Source organism: Burkholderia arboris, assembly GCF_902499125.1.
Taxonomy (GTDB): Bacteria; Pseudomonadota; Gammaproteobacteria; order Burkholderiales; family Burkholderiaceae; genus Burkholderia; species Burkholderia arboris.
Genome location: NZ_CABVPX010000009.1, coordinates 26,478 through 51,149, shown reverse-complemented (window position 1 = coordinate 51,149; position 24,672 = coordinate 26,478). Strand labels below are relative to the sequence as shown.

General features: G+C 68.6%; 18 protein-coding genes. 15 read left to right on the top strand and 3 right to left on the bottom strand.

Features of this window, described 5'->3' with window-relative positions; genetic code table 11:
* Positions 1 to 55 precede the first annotated feature (55 nt).
* The 4 genes from BLA15945_RS13170 to BLA15945_RS13155 all read left to right on the top strand — a co-directional run bounded on the left by BLA15945_RS13170 (position 56) and on the right by BLA15945_RS13155 (position 5,086).
* A complete protein-coding gene (locus BLA15945_RS13170; RefSeq protein WP_059237970.1) occupies positions 56 to 1,456 on the top strand; it encodes a D-arabinono-1,4-lactone oxidase in 1,401 nt (466 codons plus the stop codon).
* The gene (locus tag BLA15945_RS13165; RefSeq protein WP_174992570.1) at positions 1,453 to 2,637 is read left to right on the top strand and encodes an MFS transporter; all 1,185 of its coding nucleotides are present in this window, start codon (positions 1,453 to 1,455) and stop codon (positions 2,635 to 2,637) included. The genes BLA15945_RS13170 and BLA15945_RS13165 overlap by 4 nt, the downstream gene beginning before the upstream one ends.
* A gap of 138 nt (positions 2,638 to 2,775) precedes the next feature.
* Positions 2,776 to 3,972: a porin gene (locus tag BLA15945_RS13160; RefSeq protein ID WP_059237974.1), complete on the top strand. Its 1,197-nt coding sequence runs from the start codon at positions 2,776 to 2,778 to the stop codon at positions 3,970 to 3,972.
* A gap of 94 nt (positions 3,973 to 4,066) precedes the next feature.
* Positions 4,067 to 5,086, top strand: a complete 1,020-nt coding sequence (locus tag BLA15945_RS13155) for an AraC family transcriptional regulator (protein WP_059237976.1) — start codon at positions 4,067 to 4,069, stop codon at positions 5,084 to 5,086.
* Positions 5,087 to 5,113: 27 nt separating this feature from the next.
* Here the strand turns inward: BLA15945_RS13155 and BLA15945_RS13150 are convergent, their stop codons facing one another.
* Both BLA15945_RS13150 and BLA15945_RS13145 read right to left on the bottom strand, forming a co-directional pair.
* Positions 5,114 to 6,391: a Zn-dependent hydrolase gene (locus tag BLA15945_RS13150; RefSeq protein ID WP_174992569.1), complete on the bottom strand. Its 1,278-nt coding sequence runs from the start codon at positions 6,389 to 6,391 to the stop codon at positions 5,114 to 5,116.
* Positions 6,388 to 7,773, bottom strand: coding sequence for a dihydroorotase (locus BLA15945_RS13145; RefSeq protein ID WP_174992568.1), 1,386 nt, complete (start codon positions 7,771 to 7,773; stop codon positions 6,388 to 6,390). The genes BLA15945_RS13150 and BLA15945_RS13145 overlap by 4 nt, the downstream gene beginning before the upstream one ends.
* A 99-nt stretch (positions 7,774 to 7,872) precedes the next feature.
* On the opposite strand from BLA15945_RS13145, the gene BLA15945_RS13140 reads away from it, so the two are divergent.
* The 7 genes from BLA15945_RS13140 (at position 7,873) to BLA15945_RS13110 (ending at position 17,166) form a co-directional block, all read left to right on the top strand.
* Positions 7,873 to 8,763 (top strand): LysR family transcriptional regulator, encoded by an 891-nt coding sequence (locus BLA15945_RS13140; RefSeq protein ID WP_059237982.1) that lies wholly within the window; start codon positions 7,873 to 7,875, stop codon positions 8,761 to 8,763.
* 260 nt (positions 8,764 to 9,023) lie between these two features.
* Positions 9,024 to 10,115 (top strand): DUF917 domain-containing protein, encoded by a 1,092-nt coding sequence (locus tag BLA15945_RS13135; protein WP_059237984.1) that lies wholly within the window; start codon positions 9,024 to 9,026, stop codon positions 10,113 to 10,115.
* A 24-nt stretch (positions 10,116 to 10,139) separates the two neighbouring features.
* Positions 10,140 to 11,780, top strand: coding sequence for a urocanate hydratase (locus tag BLA15945_RS13130; RefSeq protein WP_174992674.1), 1,641 nt, complete (start codon positions 10,140 to 10,142; stop codon positions 11,778 to 11,780).
* A gap of 29 nt (positions 11,781 to 11,809) precedes the next feature.
* Positions 11,810 to 13,132 (top strand): MFS transporter, encoded by a 1,323-nt coding sequence (locus BLA15945_RS13125; protein ID WP_174992567.1) that lies wholly within the window; start codon positions 11,810 to 11,812, stop codon positions 13,130 to 13,132.
* A gap of 17 nt (positions 13,133 to 13,149) precedes the next feature.
* The gene (locus BLA15945_RS13120) at positions 13,150 to 14,784 is read left to right on the top strand and encodes an HAL/PAL/TAL family ammonia-lyase (protein WP_174992566.1); all 1,635 of its coding nucleotides are present in this window, start codon (positions 13,150 to 13,152) and stop codon (positions 14,782 to 14,784) included.
* Positions 14,785 to 14,930: 146 nt separating this feature from the next.
* Entirely contained in the window at positions 14,931 to 16,031 is a 1,101-nt protein-coding gene (locus BLA15945_RS13115; RefSeq protein ID WP_174992565.1) for a porin, read from the top strand.
* Between the two features lie 64 nt (positions 16,032 to 16,095).
* Positions 16,096 to 17,166 carry a porin gene (locus BLA15945_RS13110; RefSeq protein WP_174992564.1) on the top strand — a complete coding sequence of 357 codons (1,071 nt, stop codon included), beginning with the start codon at positions 16,096 to 16,098 and terminating at the stop codon, positions 17,164 to 17,166.
* 19 nt (positions 17,167 to 17,185) lie between these two features.
* Here BLA15945_RS13110 and BLA15945_RS13105 read toward each other — a convergent pair whose 3' ends face one another.
* On the bottom strand, positions 17,186 to 17,890 hold the full coding sequence (locus BLA15945_RS13105; RefSeq protein WP_059237993.1) for a GntR family transcriptional regulator: 705 nt from the start codon (positions 17,888 to 17,890) through the stop codon (positions 17,186 to 17,188).
* 183 nt (positions 17,891 to 18,073) lie between these two features.
* On the opposite strand from BLA15945_RS13105, the gene BLA15945_RS13100 reads away from it, so the two are divergent.
* From BLA15945_RS13100 to BLA15945_RS13085, 4 genes are all read left to right on the top strand, one after another.
* Entirely contained in the window at positions 18,074 to 19,294 is a 1,221-nt protein-coding gene (locus BLA15945_RS13100) for a pyridoxal-phosphate-dependent aminotransferase family protein (protein ID WP_059237995.1), read from the top strand.
* 147 nt (positions 19,295 to 19,441) lie between these two features.
* Positions 19,442 to 20,716: an MFS transporter gene (locus BLA15945_RS13095; protein ID WP_174992563.1), complete on the top strand. Its 1,275-nt coding sequence runs from the start codon at positions 19,442 to 19,444 to the stop codon at positions 20,714 to 20,716.
* A gap of 54 nt (positions 20,717 to 20,770) precedes the next feature.
* Positions 20,771 to 21,532 carry a 2-keto-4-pentenoate hydratase gene (locus BLA15945_RS13090; RefSeq protein WP_174992562.1) on the top strand — a complete coding sequence of 254 codons (762 nt, stop codon included), beginning with the start codon at positions 20,771 to 20,773 and terminating at the stop codon, positions 21,530 to 21,532.
* Positions 21,533 to 21,572: 40 nt separating this feature from the next.
* Positions 21,573 to 24,629 (top strand): FAD-binding and (Fe-S)-binding domain-containing protein, encoded by a 3,057-nt coding sequence (locus BLA15945_RS13085; RefSeq protein WP_174992561.1) that lies wholly within the window; start codon positions 21,573 to 21,575, stop codon positions 24,627 to 24,629.
* The last annotated feature ends 43 nt before the right edge of the window (positions 24,630 to 24,672 follow it).

Sequence of the window (24,672 nt, the reverse complement as noted above, 5' to 3'; positions counted from 1 at the left end):
CTCATTCAACCCGCACAAACCCAAACATTCAAACGAGACCCAGGGAGACAACACCATGTGGCGCAATTGGTCGGGATATGTCTGCAGTCCTGATGCAACCGTGTCGACGCCCGCATCGCGCACCGCGCTCGCCGCCGTGCTGCGCGACGCGGCCGCGTCAGGCGCAACCGTGCGCGCGGCGGGCGCCGGTCATTCGTTCTCGCCGCTCGTGCAGACCGACGACGTGATCCTGTCGCTCGACGCGATGCAGGGCGTGATCGACGTCGATCGCGACCGGCGCGTCGCACGCGTGCATGCCGGCACGCGACTGTGGGCGCTGGGCCCCGCACTCGCCAGGCACGGCCTCGCGATGGAGAACCTCGGCGACATCAACGTGCAGTCAATCGCCGGCGCGACCAGCACCGGCACGCACGGCACCGGCATCACGCTCGGCAACCTGTCGACGCAGATCGACAGCCTGACCTTCCTGTGTGCGGACGGCAGCGAGATCCGCGCGACGGCCGACACGCATCCCGAACTGTTCGCGGGCGGCCGGATCGGGCTCGGCGCGCTCGGCGTGCTGACCGAGATCGGCCTGCGCCTCGTGCCCGCATTCAACCTGCGCCTCGAACGCGGCGGCATGCAGCTCGACGACTGCCTCGCGCAGGCGGACACGCTGATCGCGAAGCACCGCTCGTTCGAGTTCTACTGGTTCCCGCATACCGATACCGTGCTGACGAAGGCGTGGGACATGACCGACGCGCCGGCCGATGCCGTGCACTGGGCGAGCCGCGCATCGGAATCGTTCCTCGAGAACACCGTGTTCGGCGCGCTGTGCGGGCTCGGCCGGCGCGTGCCGTCGCTGTGCCCGGCGCTGAGCCGGCTGTGCGCGTCGACCGTATCGGCCGGCCGGCATGTCGATGCGAGCTACGCGATGCTGTCGACGGTGCGGCGCGTCCGCTTCAACGAGACGGAATGGTCGGTGCCGGCCGAACGCGGCGCCGACGCGCTGCGCGAAATCCGCGACTTCATCGCGCGCCGCAGCTTCCCGCTGATGTTCCCGATCGAATACCGCTGGGTGCGCGGCGACGACATCTGGCTGAGCCCCGACTACGGGCGCGACAGCGTGCGCATCTCGGCGCACCAGTATCGCGGGATGCCGTTCGACGCGTACTTCTCGGGCGTGCAGGCGATCTGCCGCAACCACGGCGGGCGGCCGCACTGGGGCAAGGTGCATGCGCTGCGCGCGGCCGAACTCGCCGCGTGCTACCCGCACTGGGACGACTTCCTCGCGCTGCGCGAGCGGATGGACCCGCACGGCCGCTTCCTGACGCCGTACCTGCGCACGCTGTTCGGGCTGCAACCGAACGCATTCGCCTCCGCGCCGGCTTCGACAGCCCGCCGAGGGACACACCCGATGCACGAAACGGCCGGCGTCGCGCAAGATCGGCCGCGTTCCAGCCAGGAGGCTTCATGACCACCGCCACGCTGCACTCCGCCGCGCAGTCGCGCCCCGATCCGTCGACGGGCGCCGTCGTGCGCCTCGCGCTCGCCTTCGCGGCGGCCACCAACGGCCTGATCCTGTCGCCGTTCCTCGTCGCGGCCGTGATGATGCGCTTCCGGCTCGACGAAGGCACGGCCACCGCGCTCGTCAGCGCCGAGATCCTCGGCATCGCGATCAGTTGCGCACTGCTGTCGCACCGGATCGCGCGCGCCGCGCGGCCGTTCACGCTGGCCGGCCTCGTCGGCGCGATCGTCGGGCAGGCGCTCAGCGCGATCGCGCCCGGCGTCGTGTCGGCCGCCGCCGCACGCGGGATGACAGGGCTGTTCGAAGGCATGCTGTTCGTCGTCGTCGCATCGGGCGTGTCGCAGCGCGCGTCGACCGACCGCCTGTGGGGGCAGATCAACCTGCTCGCGGGCGGCATCAACGGCGGCATCCTCGTGCTGATCTCGGCACTGCCTGCCGCGTGGCTCGGTCGCTGGGTGTTCGCGCTGCTGGCGGCGGTCGTCGCGGTGCTGGCGCCCGCGATCCGCGGTATCGACGCATTCGCGAGCGCGCAATCGCAAGCCCGCGCGCGCGGCCACGCGCTGCCGTGGCGGCCGGTGATCGCGATCTGGTTCGTGACCGCGCTCGTCTATGGCGTGCAGGCGTCGCAGTGGGCCATCGCGGGTTTCGTCGGCGAGCGCGCCGGGCTGTCGCCGACGACGATCGGCGTGCTGCTGTCGGTGTCGTCGCTGCTCGGCTTCGTCGGCGCGGCGATTCCGTCGCATCCGGCCAGCCACAAGCATCGCCTCGTGCTGATCTGGGCCGCGCAGCTCGCGATGATCGGGTCGATCGAATGGTTCTTCGGTGCGCGCAGCGGCAGCACGTACTTCCTGAGCCAGTTCGTGCTGAACAGCGCGTTCTTCGTGATCGTGCCGTTCCTCACCGGGATGCTGTCGGACGTCGACCCGGACGGCTCGCTGGTCGCGCGCACGCTCGTCGTCACGTTCTTCGCGGCCGGCATCGGCACCGCGCTGTCCGGCGCGCTGCTCGGCCGCTTCGGCGGCCAGCACGTCGCGCACGTCCTGTGCGTGGCCGTGCTGGCCGCCGCGCCGTGCGTGCGGCTCGCGCTGCGCGGTGCCGAACCCGGCGTCGCGGTCCGCGCGTCACCCTGACCGCACTGCGCAACGGCGTGGCCGCGACGCACCACGAGATTGGCCGCCGCGGCCGTGGCCCGCGCAAATTTGGCTTTCTACAGTCGCTTCCGGCAGTGCAACGCTGCCGCCCCCCTGACCGATGCGGAGTCCATAAGAATGAATCGTCCCGATAGCATTCGCGCGGCATGCTGCGCGATGATGGTCCTGGCCAGTGCCGGCGCCCACGCGCAAAGCAACGTGACGCTCTACGGCGTGATCGACGCGGGCATCCGCTACGAAACGCACGGTGTGTCCTACGGCGCCGACGGCACTCCGGTGTCGACCGGCCGCAAGCTCTCGATGGCCGACGGCGGCGGCCTGACCGAAAGCTACTGGGGCCTCAAGGGGCAGGAGGATCTGGGCGGCGGGCTGTCCGCGCAGTTCAACGTGGAAAGCCACTTCGGCCCGAACGGCGGCGCGATCGTGCCGGCCGGCTCGCCGAACTTCTTCCAGGTCGCGTACGTGGGGCTCACGTCGACGTCGCTCGGTCAGCTCTCGCTCGGGCGCCAGTACAACGTGCCGTTCGAGATGGTGTCGCTGACCTACGGCTCGAACCTGTGGGCCGGCCCGCAGGATCCGTACTTCAACCTGTTCAAACCGGAGCAGACGATGCTCGCGGGTGCGCGCACCAGCAACATGATCCAGTACGGCGCACAGCTCGGCAGCCTGTACCTGCTCGCGCAGTACGCACCGGGCGGCCATGCGGGCGGCGGCGCGCTCGGCAGCCAGGCCGGCGCGGCGATCGCGTACGCGCCGGACAAGGGGCCGTTTACGGTCGGCGCGTCGTTCATGCGCAGCTGGGACGACGTCACGCACGCGAAGTTCGACATCTATGGCGGCGGCGGCTCGGTCACGCTCGGCAACGCCACCGTCAACGCCGGCTATATCGAGAACGCGCGCGACAACGACTTCACGTCGTTCGAGAACGGCCCGTTCAGCCCGACCGATCTCGCCGCGCTCGGCATCATCTCGCCCGCGCAGGTGGTCGATCCGTCGACGCCCGGCGGGTTCCGCCGCCGCAAGATGGCGCTCGCGGGGCTCACCTACCGCTTCACGCAGACCTTCACGGCGGCCGTCAACGCCTGGTGGACCACGCAGTCGGGCTACACGCCGGACTTCGACGGCCGCGCGCGCCAGTTCCAGGCGATCGCCGGCTACGCCCTGTCGAAGCGCAGCATGCTCTACGCGGAAGTCGACTACGCGATCTACCGCGGCGGGCTGATCGGCGCGCAGTTGGTCGGCGTGAACGGGCAGTCGCCGAGCACGAGCACCACGCAGCTCGGCGCGACGGTCGGCCTGCGGCACTACTTCTGACGCGGGGGCGCATGGCATGTGGGCGATAACGGCCGGGGCGGCACCCCGGCCGGGCGGGACGAGTACAATCCGTGGAAAAAAACAGGGAGCATCCATGGACGATACCGCCCGTTATACGACGGCGAATCTGCCGGTGCATTTACTGCGGTGCCTCGCGGAGACAAGCAAGGAACTGGGCATCGATCCCGTGCGGCTGTGCCTCGGGCTCGGCTTCGACGTGGCCGACCTGTCGAATCCGTCGTGCCGGATTTCGTTGCGCCAGGCCAGCACGATGATCCGGCGCGCGCTCGAGATGGCGCCGCAGCGCGCGCTCGGCCTCGAACTCGGCACGAGCGAGACGATCGCGTCGATCGGGCTGGTCGGCTATGCGATGCTGACGAGCCCCACGCTGAAGGACGCGATCACGGTCGGCCTCGAGCTGCAGCGCCACACGGGGCCGCTGATGCGCTTCGACCTCGTGTCGGACGCGCGCACGCTGTCGATCCGCGCGACCAACGTGTTTCTCGAACCGGACATCGAGGCCTTCCTCGTCGAGGAAGCGTTCAGCAGCTTCCTGAAGATCGGGCGCTCGCTCGTCGGCCCGGCGTTCCAGCCGAAGGTCATCGATCTCAGCTACCCGCCGCCTGCCTATGCGGAGCAGTACGGGCGCGTGTTCCCGTGCCCGGTGCGCTTCGAGCAGGAGCAGAACCTGCTGTCGTGCGACGCGTCGATCGGCAACCGCGCGATCGCGACGCACGATCCGCTCGCGCATCGCCAGGTGCTCGAATTCCTGCAGGACGCGCTGCCGCCCGAATCCAAAGGCACCGAGTTTCTCGAATCGATCGAACGGATCATGCGGCGCGACCTGCGGCATACGCCATCGCTCGCCGAGATCGCCGCGCAGCTGTGCATGAGCGAGCGCACGCTGCGGCGGCGGCTCGCCGACCAGGGCGTGTCGTACCAGACGGTGATCGACACGATCCGCCGCAAGCGCGCGTTCACGCTGCTGAGCAACCCCCGGCTGTCGATCGAGGACGTCGCACACGAAGTCGGATTCAGCGACGCGCACAACTTCCGGCGCGCATTCAAACGCTGGACGGGGCACGGGCCGCGCGAAGGGCAGCGCACCGCGTAGGCATCACGCCGCGCGCCTGCCATCACGTTACGCCGCGCCCGCCAGCGAGCGGTCGAGCGCGACGAGCGTCCGGTACAGCACGCGCGTGCCGTCGAGCAGTTGCTGCGGCTCGATCCACTCTTCCGGGCAATGGCTGCGGCCGCCCAGGCACGGAATGAAGATCATCCCGATCGGCCCGGTCGGCGCGACGTACACGGCATCGTGCCCCGCGCCGCTCGGCAGCCGCATGCTCGGATAGCCGAGCTGGGTGGCCGCCTGCTCGACCGCATCCATCACGAGCGGCTGGCAGTCGGTCGGCCGCGCACGGCTCACGTGCTCCGCGCGTGCACTCAGGCGCAATGCATCGAGGCGTGCGGCCGCACCGGCCAGCAGCGCCTCGGGGAAGGCATCGAGCACCGCGTCGCTGTCGCTGCGCACTTCCAGCATCAGCTCGACCTGCCCCGGCACCGCGTTCGGCACGTTCGGCGTCATCGCGATGCGCCCGATCGTCGCGACCACGTAGTGCGGGTTGCCCGACAGCGCCGACGCGCGCGCATGCGCGGCCTCGATCAAGTGCGCGGCGCCGACGAGCGCGTCGCGACGGATGTCCATCGGCGTCGTGCCCGCATGGTCGGGCTGCCCGGTCACGGTGATCAGCACGCGCCGGATGCCGACGATGTTGGTCACGACGCCGATCGGCAAGCCGCGCGTTTCGAGCACCGGCCCCTGTTCGATATGCAATTCGACGAACGCGGCCGTGCTGCCCGGCGCGCGCAGCGGTTCGCGCAGCGCGTCCGGGTTGCCGCCGATGCGGCGCAATGCTTCCGCCAGGGTTTCCCCTTCTGCGTTCGTCGCGCGCAGCATGCCTGCGTCGAGCACGCCCGCCCATGCACGGCTGCCGACGCACGAAATGCCGTAATCGCTCGGCTCCTCGGACAGGAAGTCGATCACCTCGAACGGATGGTCGAGCACGATCCCCTGCTCGTTCAGCGTATGCGCGACCTCGATGCCCGCGAGCACGCCGATGATCCCGTCGAAGCGGCCGCCACCGACCACCGTGTCGCAGTGCGAGCCCGTCACAAGCGGCTTCGTGCGGCGGCCGCTGCCTTCGCGGCGGCCGATCAGGTTGCCGCCTGCGTCCATCGACACTGCAAGCCCGGCCTCGGCGAACTGCGCGGCGAGCCATGCGCGTGCTTCCGTGAACAGCGGCGAGAACGCGCGGCGCGTCCACGGCACGTCGGGCCGCGTGAAGCGCGCCAGTTGCTCGACGCGCGCGTTCAGGCGCACCGCGTTCAGCGGCGGGAAAGGGAAATCCGTCGGATTCATGCTGGCTCCTGTTGCGGGGCGATCGAACGGCTGCCGTGCGGCTTCAGGAAGCGGCCCGAGCCTGCTGCGTTGACGATGCGCTCGCCGTCGTACACGAGCGCGCCGCGGCAATAGGTGGCCGCGATCCGCACCGTGAATTCCATCCCTTCGAACGCGCTCCACTGCACGGCCGACAGGCTGCGCGACGGATCGAACGCATAGCGTTCCGGCATGAGGATCACGAAGTCTGCATCGGCGCCGACGTCGAGCGATCCCTTGCGGTCGTCGAGCATGAAATGCCGCGCGGGGTGAGTCGCCAGCAGTTCGGCCACGCGCGTCGGCGCGATGCCACGCTGTTCGCAGCCGGTCCAGAACGCCGGCAGCAGCGTTTCGAGCCCCGGGCCGCCCGACGCGTTGCGGAACACGTTCGGGTCGCCCTTGCGTTCGAGCCCCCAGCTCACGTGATCCGATGACACGAACGTGCATTCGCCGCGCGCGATGTGCGTCCACAGCAGGTCCTGCTCCGCGCGCGGCCGGATCGGCGGATAGTGCTTGGTTTTCGCGCCGAAGCGCTTCGTATGCGTTTCGTGATCGAGCATCAGGTACTGCACGCAGGTCTCGATGCTCGCGCGGTGGCCGGCCTGCCGGAACATGTTGCACAACTCGAAGCCGCGCGACGTCGACACGTGCACCGCGTGCGCGCGGGCGCCCGTCTCCGCGCCGATCTCGTAGATCAGCGCGGTCGCGAGGTTCTCGATCAGCGGCGGATGCGCGCGCAGGAACGCGTCCCAGCCCGTGTCGCCCGCTTCGATCATCCGCGCGACGTTCTTGCGCGTCATGTCCTGCATCTGGTTGTGCACGCCGCATGCGAGGCCCGACGGTGCGATAAGCCGGAACGCGTCGTACAGCACGTCCTCCTCGACGCGCGGAAACCGGCCGGGCGTCGCCTCGAACGTCGAGAACTTGAACGCGCACACGCCGCCGTCGATCAGCCCGGCCGCCGCTTCGAGGCCGTGTTTCGCGTTGAGCGTGCCGTACAGCGCGACGTCGACGTGGCAGTCGCGCTCGGCTTCCGCGATCTTGCGGTCGAGCTGCGCGCGCGACGCGACCGGTTCCGGATCGTCGTACGGCATGTCGACCATCACCGTCACGCCACCCGCGGCGGCCGCACGCGACGCGTGACCGAGCCCCTCCTGGTTGGCCTGGCTGGCCGCATGCACCTGCCCGTCGACAACGCCCGGCAGCACCCACTGCCCGCGCGCATCGACCGTCTCGCGTGCCGCCGGCGGCATGCCCGCGCCGCGCGCGGCGATCCGCCCGCCACGGATCGCCAGCCAGCCGTCGTCGACCACCTCGCGCGCATCGACCAGCCGGCCGCGCACTACCTGCTCGAATTCGCTCATCTTCGCCTCCTGCTTTTTTGATCACGAGCAGTTTAGGCAGCGCTCTGCCAGAATGTCTCATGCCGATTTATCGTCCCCACATAACATGGAGTTAAGGCTGTGCGTCTGAACCTGCGCCAGATCGAGGTGTTTCGCGCCATCATGCTGACCGGCTCGATCAGCGGCGCCGCGAAGCTGCTGCACGTCTCGCAGCCGGCCGTCTCGCGGCTCATTTCGTATGCCGAACAACGGCTCGGCCTCGCGCTGTTCGAGCGCATCAAGGGGCGGCTCTACCCGACGCCGGAAGCGCAGCGGCTGTTCGTCGAAGTCAACGCGGTGTACCAGGGCGTGCAGCGCGTCAACGAAATCGCGGAAGACCTGATCGAGAACCGGATGGGCCACCTGCGCATCGCGTGCAGCCCCAATCTCGGCCAATCGCTGCTGCCGCGCGCAATCGCGGCGTTCTACGAGCGCTTTCCCGACGTGCGCATCATCCTGCACACGATGATCCCGAGCGTGCTGCTGCAGGCGGTGCTCACGCAGCAGGTCGAACTCGGCATCGCGTTCCTGCAGGACACGCACCCGAACGTCGAAAGCCAGCCTCTCTATGAGAACCGGATGGTCGCGGCCGTGCCCGCATCGCACCCGTTCGCGCGCCGCAAGACGCTGGCCGTGCGCGATCTCGCGAACCAGCCGCTGATCGGCTATGGCAGCGACATTCCGCTCGGGCAACTGGTGCGGCGGCTGTTCAGCGACGAAGGGCTCGTGCCGCAGGTCAAGATCGAGGTGCAGCAGGCGCACGTCGCGTGCGCGCTCGCGCAGGCCGGCACCGGCATCGCGCTGATCGACGAACTGACGGTCGCGGGGCCGATATGGCCGCAGATCGTCGTGAAGCCGATCGTGCCGACGATCGCCGCGCCGGTCAGCGTGCTGCACCCGGTGCTCGCCCCCCTGTCGAGGCTCGCGCACGAGTTCATCGACACGCTCCATACGCTCTCCGCGAACGCATGAATTTGGGTGCCGAAACGGGCTGGAATCGTTGTCCAGCCTGCGTTTCGTCGTCGCACCGGCAGGGACGGATTCGTGCGCAGGCAGCCTGTCGCTCGAGCGTCACCGGGATTACCCTACGCTTAACATCGCGTTATGAAGTCTCCATAAAATAGCAATAACGCTCAATATTCGGCGTCCCTAGAATCGTTTGGACAGTACCGCCACACAAGGCTTTCCGGCCGGCGCGTACAGCCCTTTTCCCCTCTCAGGACAAACGACACATGGGACGCATTCTGTCTTCGAAGGACGTCGAAGCCGCCGTCAAGGGCGGTTCGGTTTTCGCATGCGGCGGCGGCGGCTGGGCCGACCACGGCCGTGAACTCGGCACGCTCGCGGTCACGATCGGCCGCCCCGAACTGGTCACCATCGACGAGTTGCCGGACGATGCGTGGATCGCCACGGCCGCCGCGATCGGCGCGCCGGGCGGCCTCACCGACTGGCAAATGCTCGGCGCCGACTACGTGAAGGCCGCACAGCTCGTGCAGGACGCGCTCGGCGAGCCGCTCGCGGGGCTCATCATCGGGCAGAACGGGATGTCGAGCACGCTGAATGCGTGGCTGCCGTCCGCGCTGCTCGGCACCAAGGTGGTCGACGCAGTGGGCGACATCCGCGCCCATCCGACCGGCGACATGGGCTCGCTCGGCCTCGCATCGAGCACCGCGCCGATGATCCAGGCGGCAGCCGGCGGCAACCGCACACAGCATGCGTACATGGAAGTGGTCGTGCGCGGCGCGACCGCAAGGGTGTCGCCGGTGCTGCGCAAGGCGGCCGACATGGCCGGCGGCTTCATCGCGAGCTGCCGCAATCCGATTCGCGCCTCGTACGTGCGCCAGCATGCGGCGCTCGGCGGCATCAGTCGCGCGCTCGCCCTCGGCGAAGCGATCATCGACGCCGAACGGCGCGGCGGCAGCGCGGTGATCGACGCGATCTGCGCGGCCACCCGCGGCGAGATCGTCGCGAGCGGCAAGGTCGAGCGCAACACGCTCGAATACACGCGCGAAGCGTTCGACGTCGGCCTCGTCCATGTCGGCAGCGGCGCGCAGCGCGCAGTCATTCATGTGATGAACGAACACATGGCGGTGGACGACGCGCACGGCGCACGGATCGCGACCTACCCCGACGTAATCACGACGCTCGATGCACAAGGCCGCCCCGTCAGCGCCGGGCAGTTGAAGGAAGGGATGGAGATCCACGTACTGCGCGTCGCGAAGGCGCACATTCCGCTGTCGTCGTCGGTGTTCGATCCGGCCGTCTATCCGCCGGTCGAAGCCGCACTCGGCATCTCGATCGCCGACTATGCGCTCGCGCGCTGAACGGAGATCACGATGACGAACCGGATGAACCGCACCTTCGAAGTCACGTCGGGCAACACGCTGCGCTGCAAGGGCTGGCGCCAGGAAGCGCTGCTGCGCCTGCTCGAGAACGTGCTCGCCGTCGGCGAGGATCCCGATCGACTGATCGTCTATGCGGCGCTCGGCCGTGCGGCGCGCGATTGGCCGTCGCACGACGCGATCGTCAACACGCTGAAGACGATGGACGAGGACCACACGCTCGTCGTGCAGTCCGGCAAGCCCGTCGCGCTGCTGCGCACGCACGCGAGCGCGCCGCTCGTCGTGATGGCGAACTGCAACCTGATCGGCCAGTGGGCAAAGGCCGAACACTTCTACGAACTGGAGCGGCGCAACCTGATCTGCTGGGGCGGGCTCACGGCCGGCGACTGGCAGTACATCGGCTCGCAGGGCGTGATCCAGGGCACCTACGAAATCTTCTCGCGAATCGCCGAGCGCCATTTCGACAACGACCTGCGTGGCCGCTTCATCCTGACGGCCGGCCTCGGCGGGATGGGTGGCGCGCAGCCGCTCGCGGGCCGGATGGCGAACGCGGCGACGCTCGTCGTCGAGATCGACCAGACGCGCATCGACAAGCGGCTGCAGATCGGCTTCCTCGAACGGCAGGCGCGCGATCTCGACGAAGCGCTCGCGCTGATCCGCGACGCGCAGGCACGGCGCGAGCCGGTCTCGGTCGGCCTGCTCGGCAACGCGGCCGACGTGTTCCCGGCGATCCTCGCACGCGGCGTCGTGCCCGACATCGTGACCGACCAGACGGCCGCGCACGATCTCGTGTACGGCTACGTGCCGTCGGGCTACACGCTCGACGAAGCGCGCGCGCTGCGCGACGGCGACCGCACGAAGCTGATGGACGCGAGCCGCGCGTCGATCGTGCGGCACGTCGAGGCGATGCTCGGTTTCAAGGATCGCGGCGCGATCGTGTTCGACAACGGCAACCTGATCCGCACGCATGCGAAGGACGGCGGGGTCACGCGCGCGTTCGAGATCCCGGTGTTCACCGAGGCGTTCCTGCGCCCGCTGTTCTGCCGTGCGATCGGCCCGTTCCGCTGGATCGCGCTGTCGAACGACCCGAACGACATCCGCATCATCGACGACTACCTGCTCGAGCACTTCCCGGACAACCGGATCGTCACGAACTGGATTCAACGCGCCCGCGAATGCGTGCCGTTCGAAGGGCTGCCGGCGCGCATCGCGTGGCTCGGCCACGGCGAGCGCACGCGCCTCGCGCTCGCGGTCAACGCGATGGTGCGCGACGGCGTGCTGGCCGGGCCGGTCGCGTTCACGCGCGATCACCTCGACGCCGGCGCGATGGCGCACCCGAACATCATGACCGAGAACCTGCGCGACGGCTCCGACGCGGTAGCCGACTGGCCGCTGCTGAACGCGATGATGAGCTGCTCGTCGATGGCCGATCTCGTCGCGATCCATTCGGGCGGCGGCGGCTACAGCGGCTACATGACCAGCGCAGGCATCACCGTCGTGGCCGACGGCAGTGCGGCGGCGAACCAGCGTCTCACGCTGTCGATGACCAACGACACGGCGCTCGGCGTGATCCGCTATGCGGACGCCGGCTACGAAGAAGCGCTCGACGAAGCGGAACGCAAGCAGATTCCGCACATCCGGCTGTAAGGCCGTCCGCACGACGACAGGAGATCGAAGTGAAGCAAACCGCGGTTCCCCTCGACACGGCCACGGCCGTGTCGCCCCCCGCCTCGAGTGCCGGGCGCGCGATCGCCGCGGCGTCGATCGGCAACGCGCTGGAGTGGTACGACTTTTCCGTCTACGCGTTCTTTGCCGTGTACATCGCGCAGAACTTCTTCCATCGCGGTGACACGGGCACCGAGCTGGTCGAGGCGTTCATGGCGTTCGGGATCGGCTTCATCGCGCGGCCGCTCGGCGCGCTCGCGATCGGTGTGTACGGCGATCGCGCAGGCCGCAAGGCCGCGCTGACGCTGACCATCCTCGTGATGGCGGCCGGCACCGGCATCATCGCGTTCGCGCCGCCGTTCACCGCGATCGGCATCGGCGCGCCGCTGCTGATCCTGTGCGGCCGGCTGCTGCAGGGCTTCTCGGCCGGCGGCGAAGTGGGCGGCGCCGCGGCGTTCCTGATCGAGCACGCGCCGGCGGACCAGAAGGGCCGCTACGCATCGTGGCTGCAGGCGAGCATGGCTGCGTCGAACATCCTCGGCGCGCTGGTCGCCACCGCCGTGACGCTCACGCTGTCGCGCGAACAGATCGGCGACTGGGGCTGGCGGATTCCGTTCATCCTCGGCCTCGCGATCGCGCCGGTCGGCCTGTGGCTGCGCAAGACACTCGACGAAACGCCGCATTTCCGCGCGGAAATGGCACGCGCCGCGCACGCGCCGGCCGAACGCAAGACGCCGCTGCTGCAGGTCGTGCGCGACTATCCGCGTGCGCTCGTGGTCGGTACCGGGTTCTCGGTGTTGTGGGCCGTGTGCGTGTATGCGCTGGTGATCTACATGCCGACGCACGTACAGCGCGCGCTGCATTTCGACGGACGCGACGCGTTCATCGCGTCGCTGATCGGCAACTGCCTGATGGCCGTCACCTGCGTGTGCGCCGGGAGCTGGTCGGATCGCTTCGGGCGGCGCACGGTGCTGGCGGTCGGCGCGGTGCTGATGCTCGTGTCGGTGTATCCGCTGCTGCACTGGCTCGCCGACGTGCACACGCTCGCCGCGCTGATCGTCGTCCAGAGCGCGTTCTGCGTGATGGTCGCGATCTTCACCGGTGTCGCGCCCGCCGCGTTGTCGGAGCTGTTCCCGACCCGCGTGCGTGCCACCGGCATGTCGCTGTCCTACAACATCGCCACGACGATCTTCGGCGGCTTTGCCCCGGCGATCCTCGCGTGGCTCACGCAGCGATCGGGCAACCCGTTCGCGCCTGCCTGGTACGTGATGGTCGCAAGCGCTATCGCGCTCGTATCGATCGCCGCCCTGTCTTCCACGTCACGTCACGCCTGAATTCGGAGAACTGCTTCATGCAACGCTTCCTCATGCGGAGCGCGGTCGCGCTCGCGCTTTTCGCCGCCGTCCCGGCCTTCGCGGACGTCACGCTCGACGGCCGGTCCGCCACACCCGAATCGATCGCACGCATTGCCGACGGCGAAGCCGTGTCGATCGCGCCGTCCGCCCGCCAGCGCGTGGTCGCCGCGCACGACGTGCTGCTGAAGGCCGCCGCGGCCGGCCAGCAGATCTACGGGCTGACGGTCGGCGTCGGCCTCAACAAGGACCGCGAGATGGTCGACGCGCACGGCAAGCTGTCGCAGGAAGTCATCGACGCGTCGACGCGCTTCAACATCGGGCTGATCCATGCGCACTCGGGCAGCGTCGGCCCCGACATGAGCGTGCGCGTGGCCCGCGCCGCGATGGCTGCACGCCTGAACGCGATGCTCGACGGCGGCGCCGGCGTGCAGCCGGCGATCGTCGACGCGTACGCGCAGTTCCTCAATCGCGGCGTCACACCGGCCATGCCGGCGGACGGCTCGATCGGCGAGGCCGACATCACGATCCTGAGCCACGTCGGTCTCGCGATGCTCGGCGAAGGCGACGTGTACTACCAGGGCCGCAAGGTCGCGGCCGCCGACGCGCTGAAGTCGGCCGGCATCGCGACGATCCGCCCGTACGGCAAGGACGCGCTCGCGATCCTCAGTTCCAACGCGTATTCGGCCGGCATGGGCGCGCTGGCGCTCGCCGACATGGCACGGCTCGCGCAGGTGTCGAAGGTCGTGTTCGCGCTGAGCCTGCAGGGGCTGAACGGCAACGTATCGCCGTTCCGCGAGGACACGCTCGCGCTGCGGCCGTTCCCGGCGACGCTGCGCGCGGGCGCCACGCTGCGCACGCTGCTCGCGGGCAGCAGCCTGTGGAACCGCGATCCGGACCGGCCGCTGCAAGATCCGCTCAGCTTCCGCTCCGGCGTCTACCTGCTCGGCGAAGAAGATCGCACTTACGACGAAGCGCGCGCGCTGCTGCAGGTGCAGCTCAATTCGAGCGACGACAACCCGGGCGTCGCGGTCGGCGTCACGCCGAAGTCGAGCCGGGCGCAGGACGCGGCCGGCTATGTCGACGGCGGCGGCGCCGTGCTGCCGAGCGCGAACTTCGAGCCGCTGCCGTGGGTGCTCGCGTTCGAACAGCTCGGGCTCGCGCTCGGCCACAACGCACTCGCATCCGCCCAGCGCATCGTCAAGCTGAACGACCCGCACCTCACCGGCCTCTCGCGCTTCCTCGGCACCGAGGACACCGTGCATGCGTTCGGCGCGATGGAGAAGCCGCCGACCGCGCTCGCGATGACGGTGAAGTCGCTCGCGATGCCCGTGTCGCTCGACTACCTGCCGGTTGCCGGCGGCATCGAGGACATCGCAACGAACGCGCCCGACGTCGTACAGCGCGTGCAGAAGCAGATCGACGCGAGCTACACGCTGCTCGGCCTCGAACTCGTCGAAGCCGGCCAGGCGATCGACCTGCGCCAGCGCAAGCAGCCGTCGTTCACGCTCGCGCCGGCCACGCAGCCGCTGTACCGCGCTCTGCGCACGAAGGTCGCGTTCCTCCAGCGCGACCGCCCGCTCACGCCCGACTTCCGCGCTGCCGATGCGCTGCTGCGCGCGTATCGCAACTGAGCGGCGTGCCGCCCTTCCTTCGTTTCACCCGTCGGTTGTCACGCCCGCCGCCGCGATCGCCGTTCGATCGCGGCGCGGGGCCCGAATGTCCGTCCATATCGCACGCCGCTCGCCGTCTTTCAACCACCCCGCACCGGAACATCCTCATGAAAAAAATCCTGTTCGCGCTGCCGCTCGCCGCGGCCGCCACCGCCCACGCGCAAAGCAGCGTCACGCTGTACGGCATCGTCGAAGACGGCGTCGACTACGTGTCGAACGTGCAGGGCAAGCATCTCGTGCAGCTCGCGTCGGGCGTGACGGCCGGCAGCCGCTGGGGCATGCGCGGCACCGAGGATCTCGGCGGCGGCCTGAGCGCGATCTTCCGGCTCGAAAGCGGCTTCGACCTCAACTCCGGCCGCCTCGGCAGCGGCCTGGCGTTCTCGCGCAACGCGTACGTCGGCCTGAACGACACGAAGCTCGGCACGCTGACGCTCGGCCGCCAGTGGGATTCGATCGTCGACTACGTCGAGCCGTTCACGCTGAACGGCAACATCGGCGGCTACTACTTCGCGCACCCGAACGACATGGACAACACCGACAACGGCTTCCCGATCTCGAACGCGGTCAAGTATCGCAGCCCGACGATCGCGGGCATCACGTTCGGCGGCCTCTATGCGTTCGGCGGGCAGCCGGGCCGCTTCTCCGACAACGCAACGTTCAGCGTCGGCGCGAGCTATGCGGCCGGCCCGGTCGGCTTCGGCGTCGGCTATCTGCGGATCAACAACCCGGGCGTGTCGACACAGGGCTACCAGAACTATCCGGGTTTCACGAACGCGATCTACGGCAACTACCTCGACGCGGCGCGCGCGCAGAAGGTGTTCGGCGTCGGTGCGTCGTACCAGGTCGTACAGTGGCTCAAGCTGCTCGCCGACTTCACGAACACGAACTTCCAGCAGGGCAGCGCGGGGCACGATGCGACGTTCCAGAACTACGAGCTGTCGACACTCGTCACCCCGACGCCGGCCGTGACGATCGGCGCCGGCTATACGTACACGACGGGCCGCGACCACGCGACGAACGCGGAGCCGAAGTATCGCCAGTTCAACCTGAGCGTCGAATATGCACTGTCCAAGCGCACCAGCGTCTATGTGATGGGTGCGTTCCAGAAGGCCGCCGGCGACGCGCCGGTCGCGCAGATCGCGGGCTTCAATCCGTCGAGTAACCAGAAGCAGGCCGTCGAGCGCGCGGGTATCCGCCACGCGTTCTGACGTTCGGTTCGACGGGTGCCGTCGCGCACCCGTCCGTTCTCTTCCTCTATGTGATTCAATCAGTATGCCTATCCATTCAACCCGGATTGCCGGCCGGCGCCGTCGACTGCTGTCGGCCGTCGGCGCATCGCTGATCGCGTGCTCGATCGCCGACGACGCCACGGCCCAGTCGTCCGTCTCGCTGTACGGGCTGGCCGACGTCTATGCCGGCACGCAAAAGAGCCTCGGCAAGCCGCGCGCGTATGCAATGAACTCGGGTGGCTTCACGACGAGCTTCTGGGGGATCGGCGGCCGCGAGGCGCTCGGCGGCGGCTACGCGCTGCAGTTCGCGCTCGAAGCATTCATACGCCCGTCGAACGGCGGCGCCGGCCGCTTCGGCGGCGATACGTTCTTCGGGCGCAACGCGTATGTCGGCATCGCGACGCCGTACGGCGTGCTGCGCGCGGGACGCAACACGACGCCGTACTACATCGCCGTCGTGCGCTTCAATCCGTTCTCGACGTCGTTCGGCTTTTCACCTGCATTGAACCAGATGTACAAGGGCGTCGCGGGGCAAGGCCTCGTCGGCGACAACGGGTGGAGCAATTCGGTGCTGGTTTCGACACCCGGCGAGCACGCTCTGCAGGCGAACCTGATCTATGCGACGGGCAACGCGCCGGGCCATACCGGCGCGAACCAGTGGGGCGGCAGCTTCACCTACGACGCACACCGCGCGTTCAGCGCGACGCTCGCGTTCCAGCAGGCGAAATTCGACCGGACGCCCGGCGACCTGAACGCATCCATCGCCGGCTTCACGCAGCAGGACGCCGTGCTGGCCGGCGTCGGCTACGACCTGAAGGTCGTGAAGTTCGCCGCTTTCTATCAGTACGTGCACGACGCGATCGACGGCGGCGGGCTCGGCACGCACAGCGGGCAGGTGGGCGCGGCGGTGCCGATCGGCTTCGGCACGGTGCTCGCATCGGTGATGGCCGCGAAGAGCCACGGCCGCGACCGCCCGTCAAGAACGACGTGGGCGCTCGGCTACGACTACCGGCTGTCGAAACGGACCGATGTTTACGTGGCCTACCTGCGCGACCGCGCGAGCGGCTACGGAAACGGCGATTCGGCCGGGCTCGGGCTGCGCACGGCGTTCTGAACCCGCACGCGGAACGCGGCTACGCGTCGACTTCCGCGTGCAGCAGCAACACCGCGTCGCGCTTCTCCAGCAAGTGCCGCCGCAGGATCGCCGCGAGCGCCTTGCCGTCGCGCGCCTCGAGCGCCTTGATCATCTCCTCGTGATCGTGCACCGCGCGATCCCACTTCTCGACGTGCTGGTTCGAGCGGAACCGCATCGACATGATCCGGCGGTTGATCGCCTGGTACGTGCCGCGCAGCGCCGAATTGCGCGCGGCCTCGTTGATGCGGTCGTGGATTTCCTGGTTGCGGCTGTAGTAGCCGGGCAGGTCGTTCTGCATCCGGCACGCGAGCATCGAGTAATGCAGCGCCTTGATCTCCGCCAGTTCGGCGGGCGTGATGCGCTCGCACGCCAGCTCGCCGGAAAACGCCTCCAGCCCCGACATCAGCTCGAACGTCTCGCGGATCTCCGATTCGGTCATCCGGTACACGCTCGCGCCGCGGTTCGGCGACAGCACCAGCAGCCCCTCGGACGCCAGCACCTTGAACGCCTCGCGCAGCGGCGTGCGCGAGATGCCGAGCGTCTCGCACAGCTCGCGCTCGTTCAGCCGCATGCCCGGTGTCAGCACACCTTCGACGATGAACTTGCGCAGGTGCTCGACGACCGTGTCGTGCAGCCGTTGCCGCTCCAGTTTCGGCAGTGCCGGCGCGCTGCCGGCATGCTCCAGATCATTCAAATCTTGCATGCAAAGTCCTTCCCTCTTGCTTCCCGCGATTCTACTGCAACTCGCCCGACCCGAATATCACCCCGCCAATGTCGGGTAAACACCGGCATTTTCGGTGAAATCAGCGCTTGGTTCTGCCGTGGTCGCTCTGCTAAAGTATTTTGCATGCAAAATTCAAAATGCAACCAAGGAGACAGAACGACCATGCTGCAACTCGACTTTCACCCGTCCGGCCGCCACTTCCTGCAGATTCCGGGGCCGAGCCCGGTGCCCGACCGCATCCTGCGGGCAATGAGCTACCCGACCATCGACCACCGTGGCCCCGAATTCGGCGCGCTCGGCCTCAAGGTGCTGGCCGGCATCAAGAAGATCTTCAAGACCACGCAGCCGGTAGTCATCTATCCGGCGTCCGGCACCGGCGCATGGGAAGCCGCGCTGACCAACACGCTGAGCGCCGGCGACACCGTGCTGATGTTCGAGACCGGCCACTTCGCGACGCTGTGGAAGAAGATGGCCGAGGCGCTCGGCCTGAAGCCCGAATTCCTTGGCCTGCCGGGCATCGAAGGCTGGCGCCGCGGCGTGCAGCCGGACCTGATCGAAGCGCGCCTGCGCGCCGACACCGCGCACGACATCAAGGCCGTGTGCGTGGTGCACAACGAGACCTCCACCGGTGTCACGTCCGACATCGCGGCGGTGCGCCGCGCGATCGACGCGGCCGGCCACCCGGCGCTGCTGATGGTCGACACGATCTCGGGGCTCGCGTCCGCCGACTACCGCCATGACGAATGGGGCGTCGACGTGACGGTGTCGGGCTCGCAGAAGGGGCTGATGCTGCCGCCGGGCATCAGCTTCAACGCGGTGTCGCCGAAGGCGCTCGCGGCGAGCGAGCACGCCAAACTGCCGCGCGCATTCTGGGGCTGGCACGAGATCATCGAGGCGAACAGGAACGGCTACTGGCCGTACACGCCGAACACCAACCTGCTGTACGGGCTCGCCGAAGCGCTCGACATGATCCTCGGCGAAGGGCTCGACAACGTGTTCGCGCGCCACCAGCGGCTCGCGGAAGCGACGCGCCGCGCGGTGCGTGCATGGGGCCTCGAGATCCAGTGCGCGGACCCGGCCGTCTACAGCCCCGTGCTGACCGGCGTGATGATGCCGGACGGCGTCGACGCGGACGCCGTGCGCAAGCTGATCTACGAACGCTTCGACATGTCGCTCGGGCAGGCGCTCGGCAAGATGCGCGGCCGGATGTTCCGCATCGGCCATCTCGGCGACTGCAACGACCTCACGCTGATGGCCACGCTCGCCGGCTGCGAGATGGGGCTGAAGCTCGCCGGCGTGCCGGTTGCCGCGAGCGGGGTCGTCGCGGCGATGGACTATCTCGCGTCGAACACCCACACGCCCGCGCTGCGCGCGGCGGCCTGACCGCGTGTGCCTGCGGCGCGCCGCGGGCACATCGCTCGTTCCCCTTTGCGGCCCGCACGACGCGCGGCCGCGCTGCATCGGCACAAAACCGGCCTCAGAGCCGGCGCGGTTGCAGCGGCAAGCCAGACAACATCTAGGAGACGCAACATGAAGCTGTTCCGGGCGACCAGCATCGTGCTGGTGATGCTGTGCGTGATGTACTTCATCACGTACCTCGACCGCGTGAACGTGAGCACGGCTGCCGCCGGGTTCGGCCGGGAGTTCGGGCTGAACAAGACGGAGATCGGCCTGGTGTTCTCCGCATTCGCGTATCCGTACCTCGTATTCCAGATCATCGGCGGCTGGGTCAGCGACCGCTTCGGCGCGCGCCGCACGCTGCTCGCGTGCGGGCTGCTGTGGGCCGTCGCAACGCTGCTCACCGGGATGGCCGGCGGCCTCGCGTCGCTGCTCGCCGCGCGCCTGCTGCTCGGGCTCGGCGAAGGCGCGACGTTCCCGGCGGCCACGTCGGCGATGTCGCGCTGGGTGCCGCGCGAGAAGCGCGGCTTCGCACAGGGCATCACGCATGCGTTCTCGCGCGTCGGCAACGCGGTCGCACCGGCCGCCGTCGTCGCGGTGATGGCCGTGTACGGGTGGCGCGAATCGTTCTACATCTGCGGCGTGATCAGCATCGTGTGGGTCGCGGTCTGGGCGCTCGTCTACACCGAACATCCGAAGGACCACCCGCGCATCACACAGGCCGAACTCGATGCGCTGCCGCCGCCGAAACAGAAGCCCGCCACCGTGCCGTGGGGCCCGCTGTTCCGCCGGATGATGCCCGTCACGATCGTCTACTTCTGTTACGGCTGGACGCTGTGGCTGTTCCTGAGCTGGATTCCGCAGTACTTCCTGCACAGCTACGACCTCGACCTGAAGAAATCGGCGGTGTTCGCGTCCGCGGTGTTCTTCGCGGGCGTGATCGGCGACACGCTCGGCGGCATCGTCACCGACCGCGTCTATGCACGCACCGGCAGCCTCAAGCGTGCGCGCAGCTGGATGGTGTCGATCTGCATGCTGTTCACGCTGCTGTCGCTGCTGCCGCTGCTGTTCACGCACCACCTGTACGTGTCGATGGCGTGCCTCGCGGCCGGTTTCTTCTTCGCCGAGATGACGATCGGCCCGATGTGGGCCGTGCCGATGGACATCGCACCGGAATACTCGGGCACCGCGAGCGGGATGATGAATTCCGGCTCCGCGCTCGCGGCGATCCTGTCGCCGGTGATCTCCGGCTTCGTGATCGACCGCTTCGGCAGCTGGGAGCTGCCGTTCATCGGCAGCATGGTGCTGATGGGCGTGGGCGTGCTGCTCGCGTTCCGCATGCAGCCGGACAGCCGCTTCGCAGATGCACCCGCCGAACAGCCCGCCGCCAACCGCTCGCCGGCCTGATGCCAACCGGGGCGCTGCCGCCGCCGGCGCCCGCCTTCTTCTTCAAGACGCACGATGACCCAAGCTACCCAGGATCTCGCCGCCCGGCTCGCCGCCGGCTGGCAACACGGCATCGCGTTCGCCGCGCTGCCGCCCGAACTCGTCCCCGCCAGCGCCGATGCTGCCTATGCCGTGCAGGCGCAGGTGCTCGCCGAACGCAGCGCCGCAATCGGCGCGTGGAAGGTCGGCGCGAAACAGCCCGACGGCCCGATCCAGGGCGCGCCGCTGCCCGACGACTGCCGGCATGCGAGCGGCGTCACGCTGCCGCGCGGCGCGTTCCGGCCGCTCGGCCTCGAACTGGAAATCGCGTTCCGCTTCGGCCGCGACTTCGCGCCGCGCGCCGCCGCGTATGCCGACGATGACGTGTTCGAAGGCATCGCACAGATGGGCGCGTCGATCGAGATCGTCGCGAGCCGCTTCCGCGAATGGCCGGACGTCGCGCCCGTTGCGCAGCTCGCCGACCTGCAGAACCACGGCGCACTCGTGCTCGGCGAAATGACCGGCTATCGCGAGGATTTTCCGTTCCTCACGCCCAACCCGGCCTTCACGTTCGACGGGAAGGACATCGCCGGCGCCGCACCCGGCACGAATCCCGCAGGCGACCCGCGCCGCCTGCTGCCGTGGCTCGTGAATCATGCGTCGCAGCGCGGCATCGTGCTGCCGGCCGGCACCGTCGTCACGACCGGCTCGTACACGGGGATGTTTTTCCCGAACGCGGCAGGCACGGCCGTCGGCCGCATCGCCGGGCTGCCGCCCGTCAGCGTCACGCTCGCCTGATCCGCGCCTGATCCGTTTTCATCCGATACCGACCGCCGCCATGAAATCCGCCGTCACGCCTTCGCTGGTTCGCCCTGTCCATCTCGTGCCGTCGCAAGGCGCCGCGCTGTCGCCGCTGTTCGAGCGGCTGCGCGCGGAAATGCGCGGCGACGTCCACGCCGATCGCGCGAGCCGCGGCCGCTACGCAACCGACGCGTCGATCTACCAGATCATGCCGCTCGGCGTGGTCGTGCCGCGCGACCAGGACGACCTGCGCATCGCGCTCGACGTCGCGCGCGACCGCAAGATCCCCGTGCTCGCGCGCGGCGCCGGCACGAGCCAGTGCGGGCAGACGGTCGGCGAGGCGCTCGTCGTCGACAACAGCAAGTGGCTGAACCGGATCGTCGAATTCGATGCGCAGGCGCGCACCGTCACCGTCGAGCCGGGCATCGTGCTCGATCACCTGAACGCGTGGCTGAAGCCGCACGGGCTGTGGTTCCCGGTCGACGTGTCGACCGGCGCGCAATGCACGATCGGCGGGATGGCCGGCAACAACTCGTGCGGATCGCGCTCGATCGAGTACGGCAACATGGTGCACAACGTGCTCGCGATCGACGCGATCCTCGCGGACGGCAGCGAGTGCCGGTTCGGCTCGCTTGCGCAGCCCGTCACCGATCGTCGCACGCTCGCGCTGCTGCACGGCGTCGAACGGATCGCACGGCGCGAGCGCGACGAAATTGTCGAGCGCGTGCCGAAGGTGCTGCGCCGCGTGGCCGGCTACAACCTCGACCTGTTCGACTGCCAGAACCCGCGCGCGTACACCGACGACGGCCACGCGAATCTCGCGCACCTGCTCGTCGGCTCCGAAGGCACGCTCGCGTACAGCCGGCAGATCACGCTGAAGCTCGCGCCGCTGCCCGCGCACAAGACGCTCGGCGTCGTGAACTTCCCGACCTTCTACCAGGCGATGGATACCGCGCAGCACATCGTGAAGCTGAAGCCGGTGGCCGTCGAACTGGTCGATCGCACGATGATCGACCTGTCGATGGAGAACCCGGCGTTCCGGCCCGTGATCGAACAGGCGCTGGCCGGGCAGCCGCAGGCGATCCTGCTCGTCGAGTTCGCGGGCGAATCGCGCGATGCGCAGCTGACGCAGCTCGACCGGCTCGCCGAACTGATGGCCGATCTCGGGCTGCCCGGCAGCGTCGTGAAGATGACCGATGCCGGCGCGCAGAAGGCGCTGTGGGACGTGCGCAAGGCCGGGCTCAACATCATGATGAGCATGAAGGGCGACGGCAAGCCGGTGTCGTTCATCGAGGATTGCGCGGTGCCGCTCGAACATCTCGCCGAATATACGCGCCGCCTGACCGACGTGTTCCACAAGCATGAGACCGAAGGCACGTGGTACGCGCATGCGAGCGTCGGCACGCTGCATGTGCGGCCGATTCTCGACATGCGGCGCGACGGTGCGACGCGCATGCGCGAGATCGCCGGCGAAGCGGCGGCGCTCGTGCGCGAGTACAAGGGTGCGTATTCGGGTGAGCACGGCGACGGGTTGTGCCGCGGCGAATGGGTCGCGTGGCAGTATGGCCCGCGCCTGAACGCGGCGTTCACGGAGATCAAGGCGCTGTTCGATCCCGACAACCGCTTCAACCCGGACAAGATCGTCAATCCGCCGCGCATGGACGTGCGGGAAAACTTCCGCTTCGCGCCGGGCTATGCGGCGCTGCCGTTGCAACCGGCGCTCGACTGGTCTGCGTGGAACGTCACGCGCAACCCGCTGACCGGTGACGAAACCGCGCCCGGCACGGGCACCGACATCACGCACGGGCTCGCCTCGGCCGTCGAGATGTGCAACAACAACGGCCACTGCCGCAAGTTCGACGCGGGCACGATGTGCCCGAGCTACCGCGTGACACGCGACGAACAGCACGTGACGCGCGGCCGTGCGAACACGCTGCGGCTCGCGGTGACGGGGCAGCTCGGCGACGACGGGCTCGCCGGCGACGACGTGAAGGCCGCGCTCGACCTGTGCGTATCGTGCAAGGGCTGCAAGCGCGACTGCCCGACGGGTGTCGACATGGCGCGCTTCAAGATCGAGGCGCGGCATGCGTGGAACCGCAAGCACGGCACGACGCTGCGCGAACGGCTCGTCGCGTATCTGCCGCGTTACGCGCTGTGGGCGTCCAGGTTGCGCGGGGCGATCGCGTTTGCAAACGGCGTGCCGGTCGTCGCGGCGGCGATGAAGCAATGGATCGGCCTCGCGCCGCAGCGTGCGCTGCCCGCGTTTGCGCGGCCGTTTCTGGCGGATGCCGGTGCAGGCACAGCTGCGCCTACGTCTTCGCAGGAGACCGGTTCCGCAACCCGCGAAGTGCTGCTCTTCGTCGATACGTTCAGCAACTACCAGGAACCGGACAACGCGCGCGCCGCGCAGGCCGTGCTCGAAGCGGCCGGCTACACCGTGCATTTCAACGTGCGCGAAGGCGAACGGCCGCTGTGCTGCGGCCGCACGTTCCTCGCGGCGGGGCTCGTCGACGAAGCGAAGGCCGAGGCGAAGCGCACGCTCGATACGTTGCGGCCCTACCTCGAACGCGGCGTCGCGATCGTCGGGCTGGAGCCTTCGTGCCTGCTGTCGATGCGCGACGAGTTTCTTGCCTATGGCTATGGCGATGAAGCCGCACGACTCGCCAGTCACGCGTTCCTGTTCGAAGAGTTTCTCGTGCGCGAGCAGGAAGCCGGCCGGCTGTCACTACGGCTACGCGAAATCGACGGAACCGCCGAGGCACTGGTGCACGGCCATTGCCACCAAAAGGCATTCGGCGCATTCACACCGGTGCAGACCGTGCTGCGCTGGATCCCGGGGCTCAAGGTGTCGCCGGTCGAATCGTCGTGCTGCGGGATGGCCGGCAGTTTCGGCTATGAAGCCGAGCACTACGACGCATCGCAGGCGATGGCCGAGTTGTCGCTGCTGCCGGCCGTGCGGGCGCGGGCCGAAGGCGCGATCGTCGTCGCGGACGGCACGAGCTGCCGGCATCAGATTCACGATGGTGCGCAGACGCAGGCGGTGCATGTGGCGAAGGTACTGGCGCTGGCACTCGGCGACACGCCGTTACGTTAGCCGCACACCGGCCGCCCGGTGTGCGTGCCGGGTTCGCCCGGCC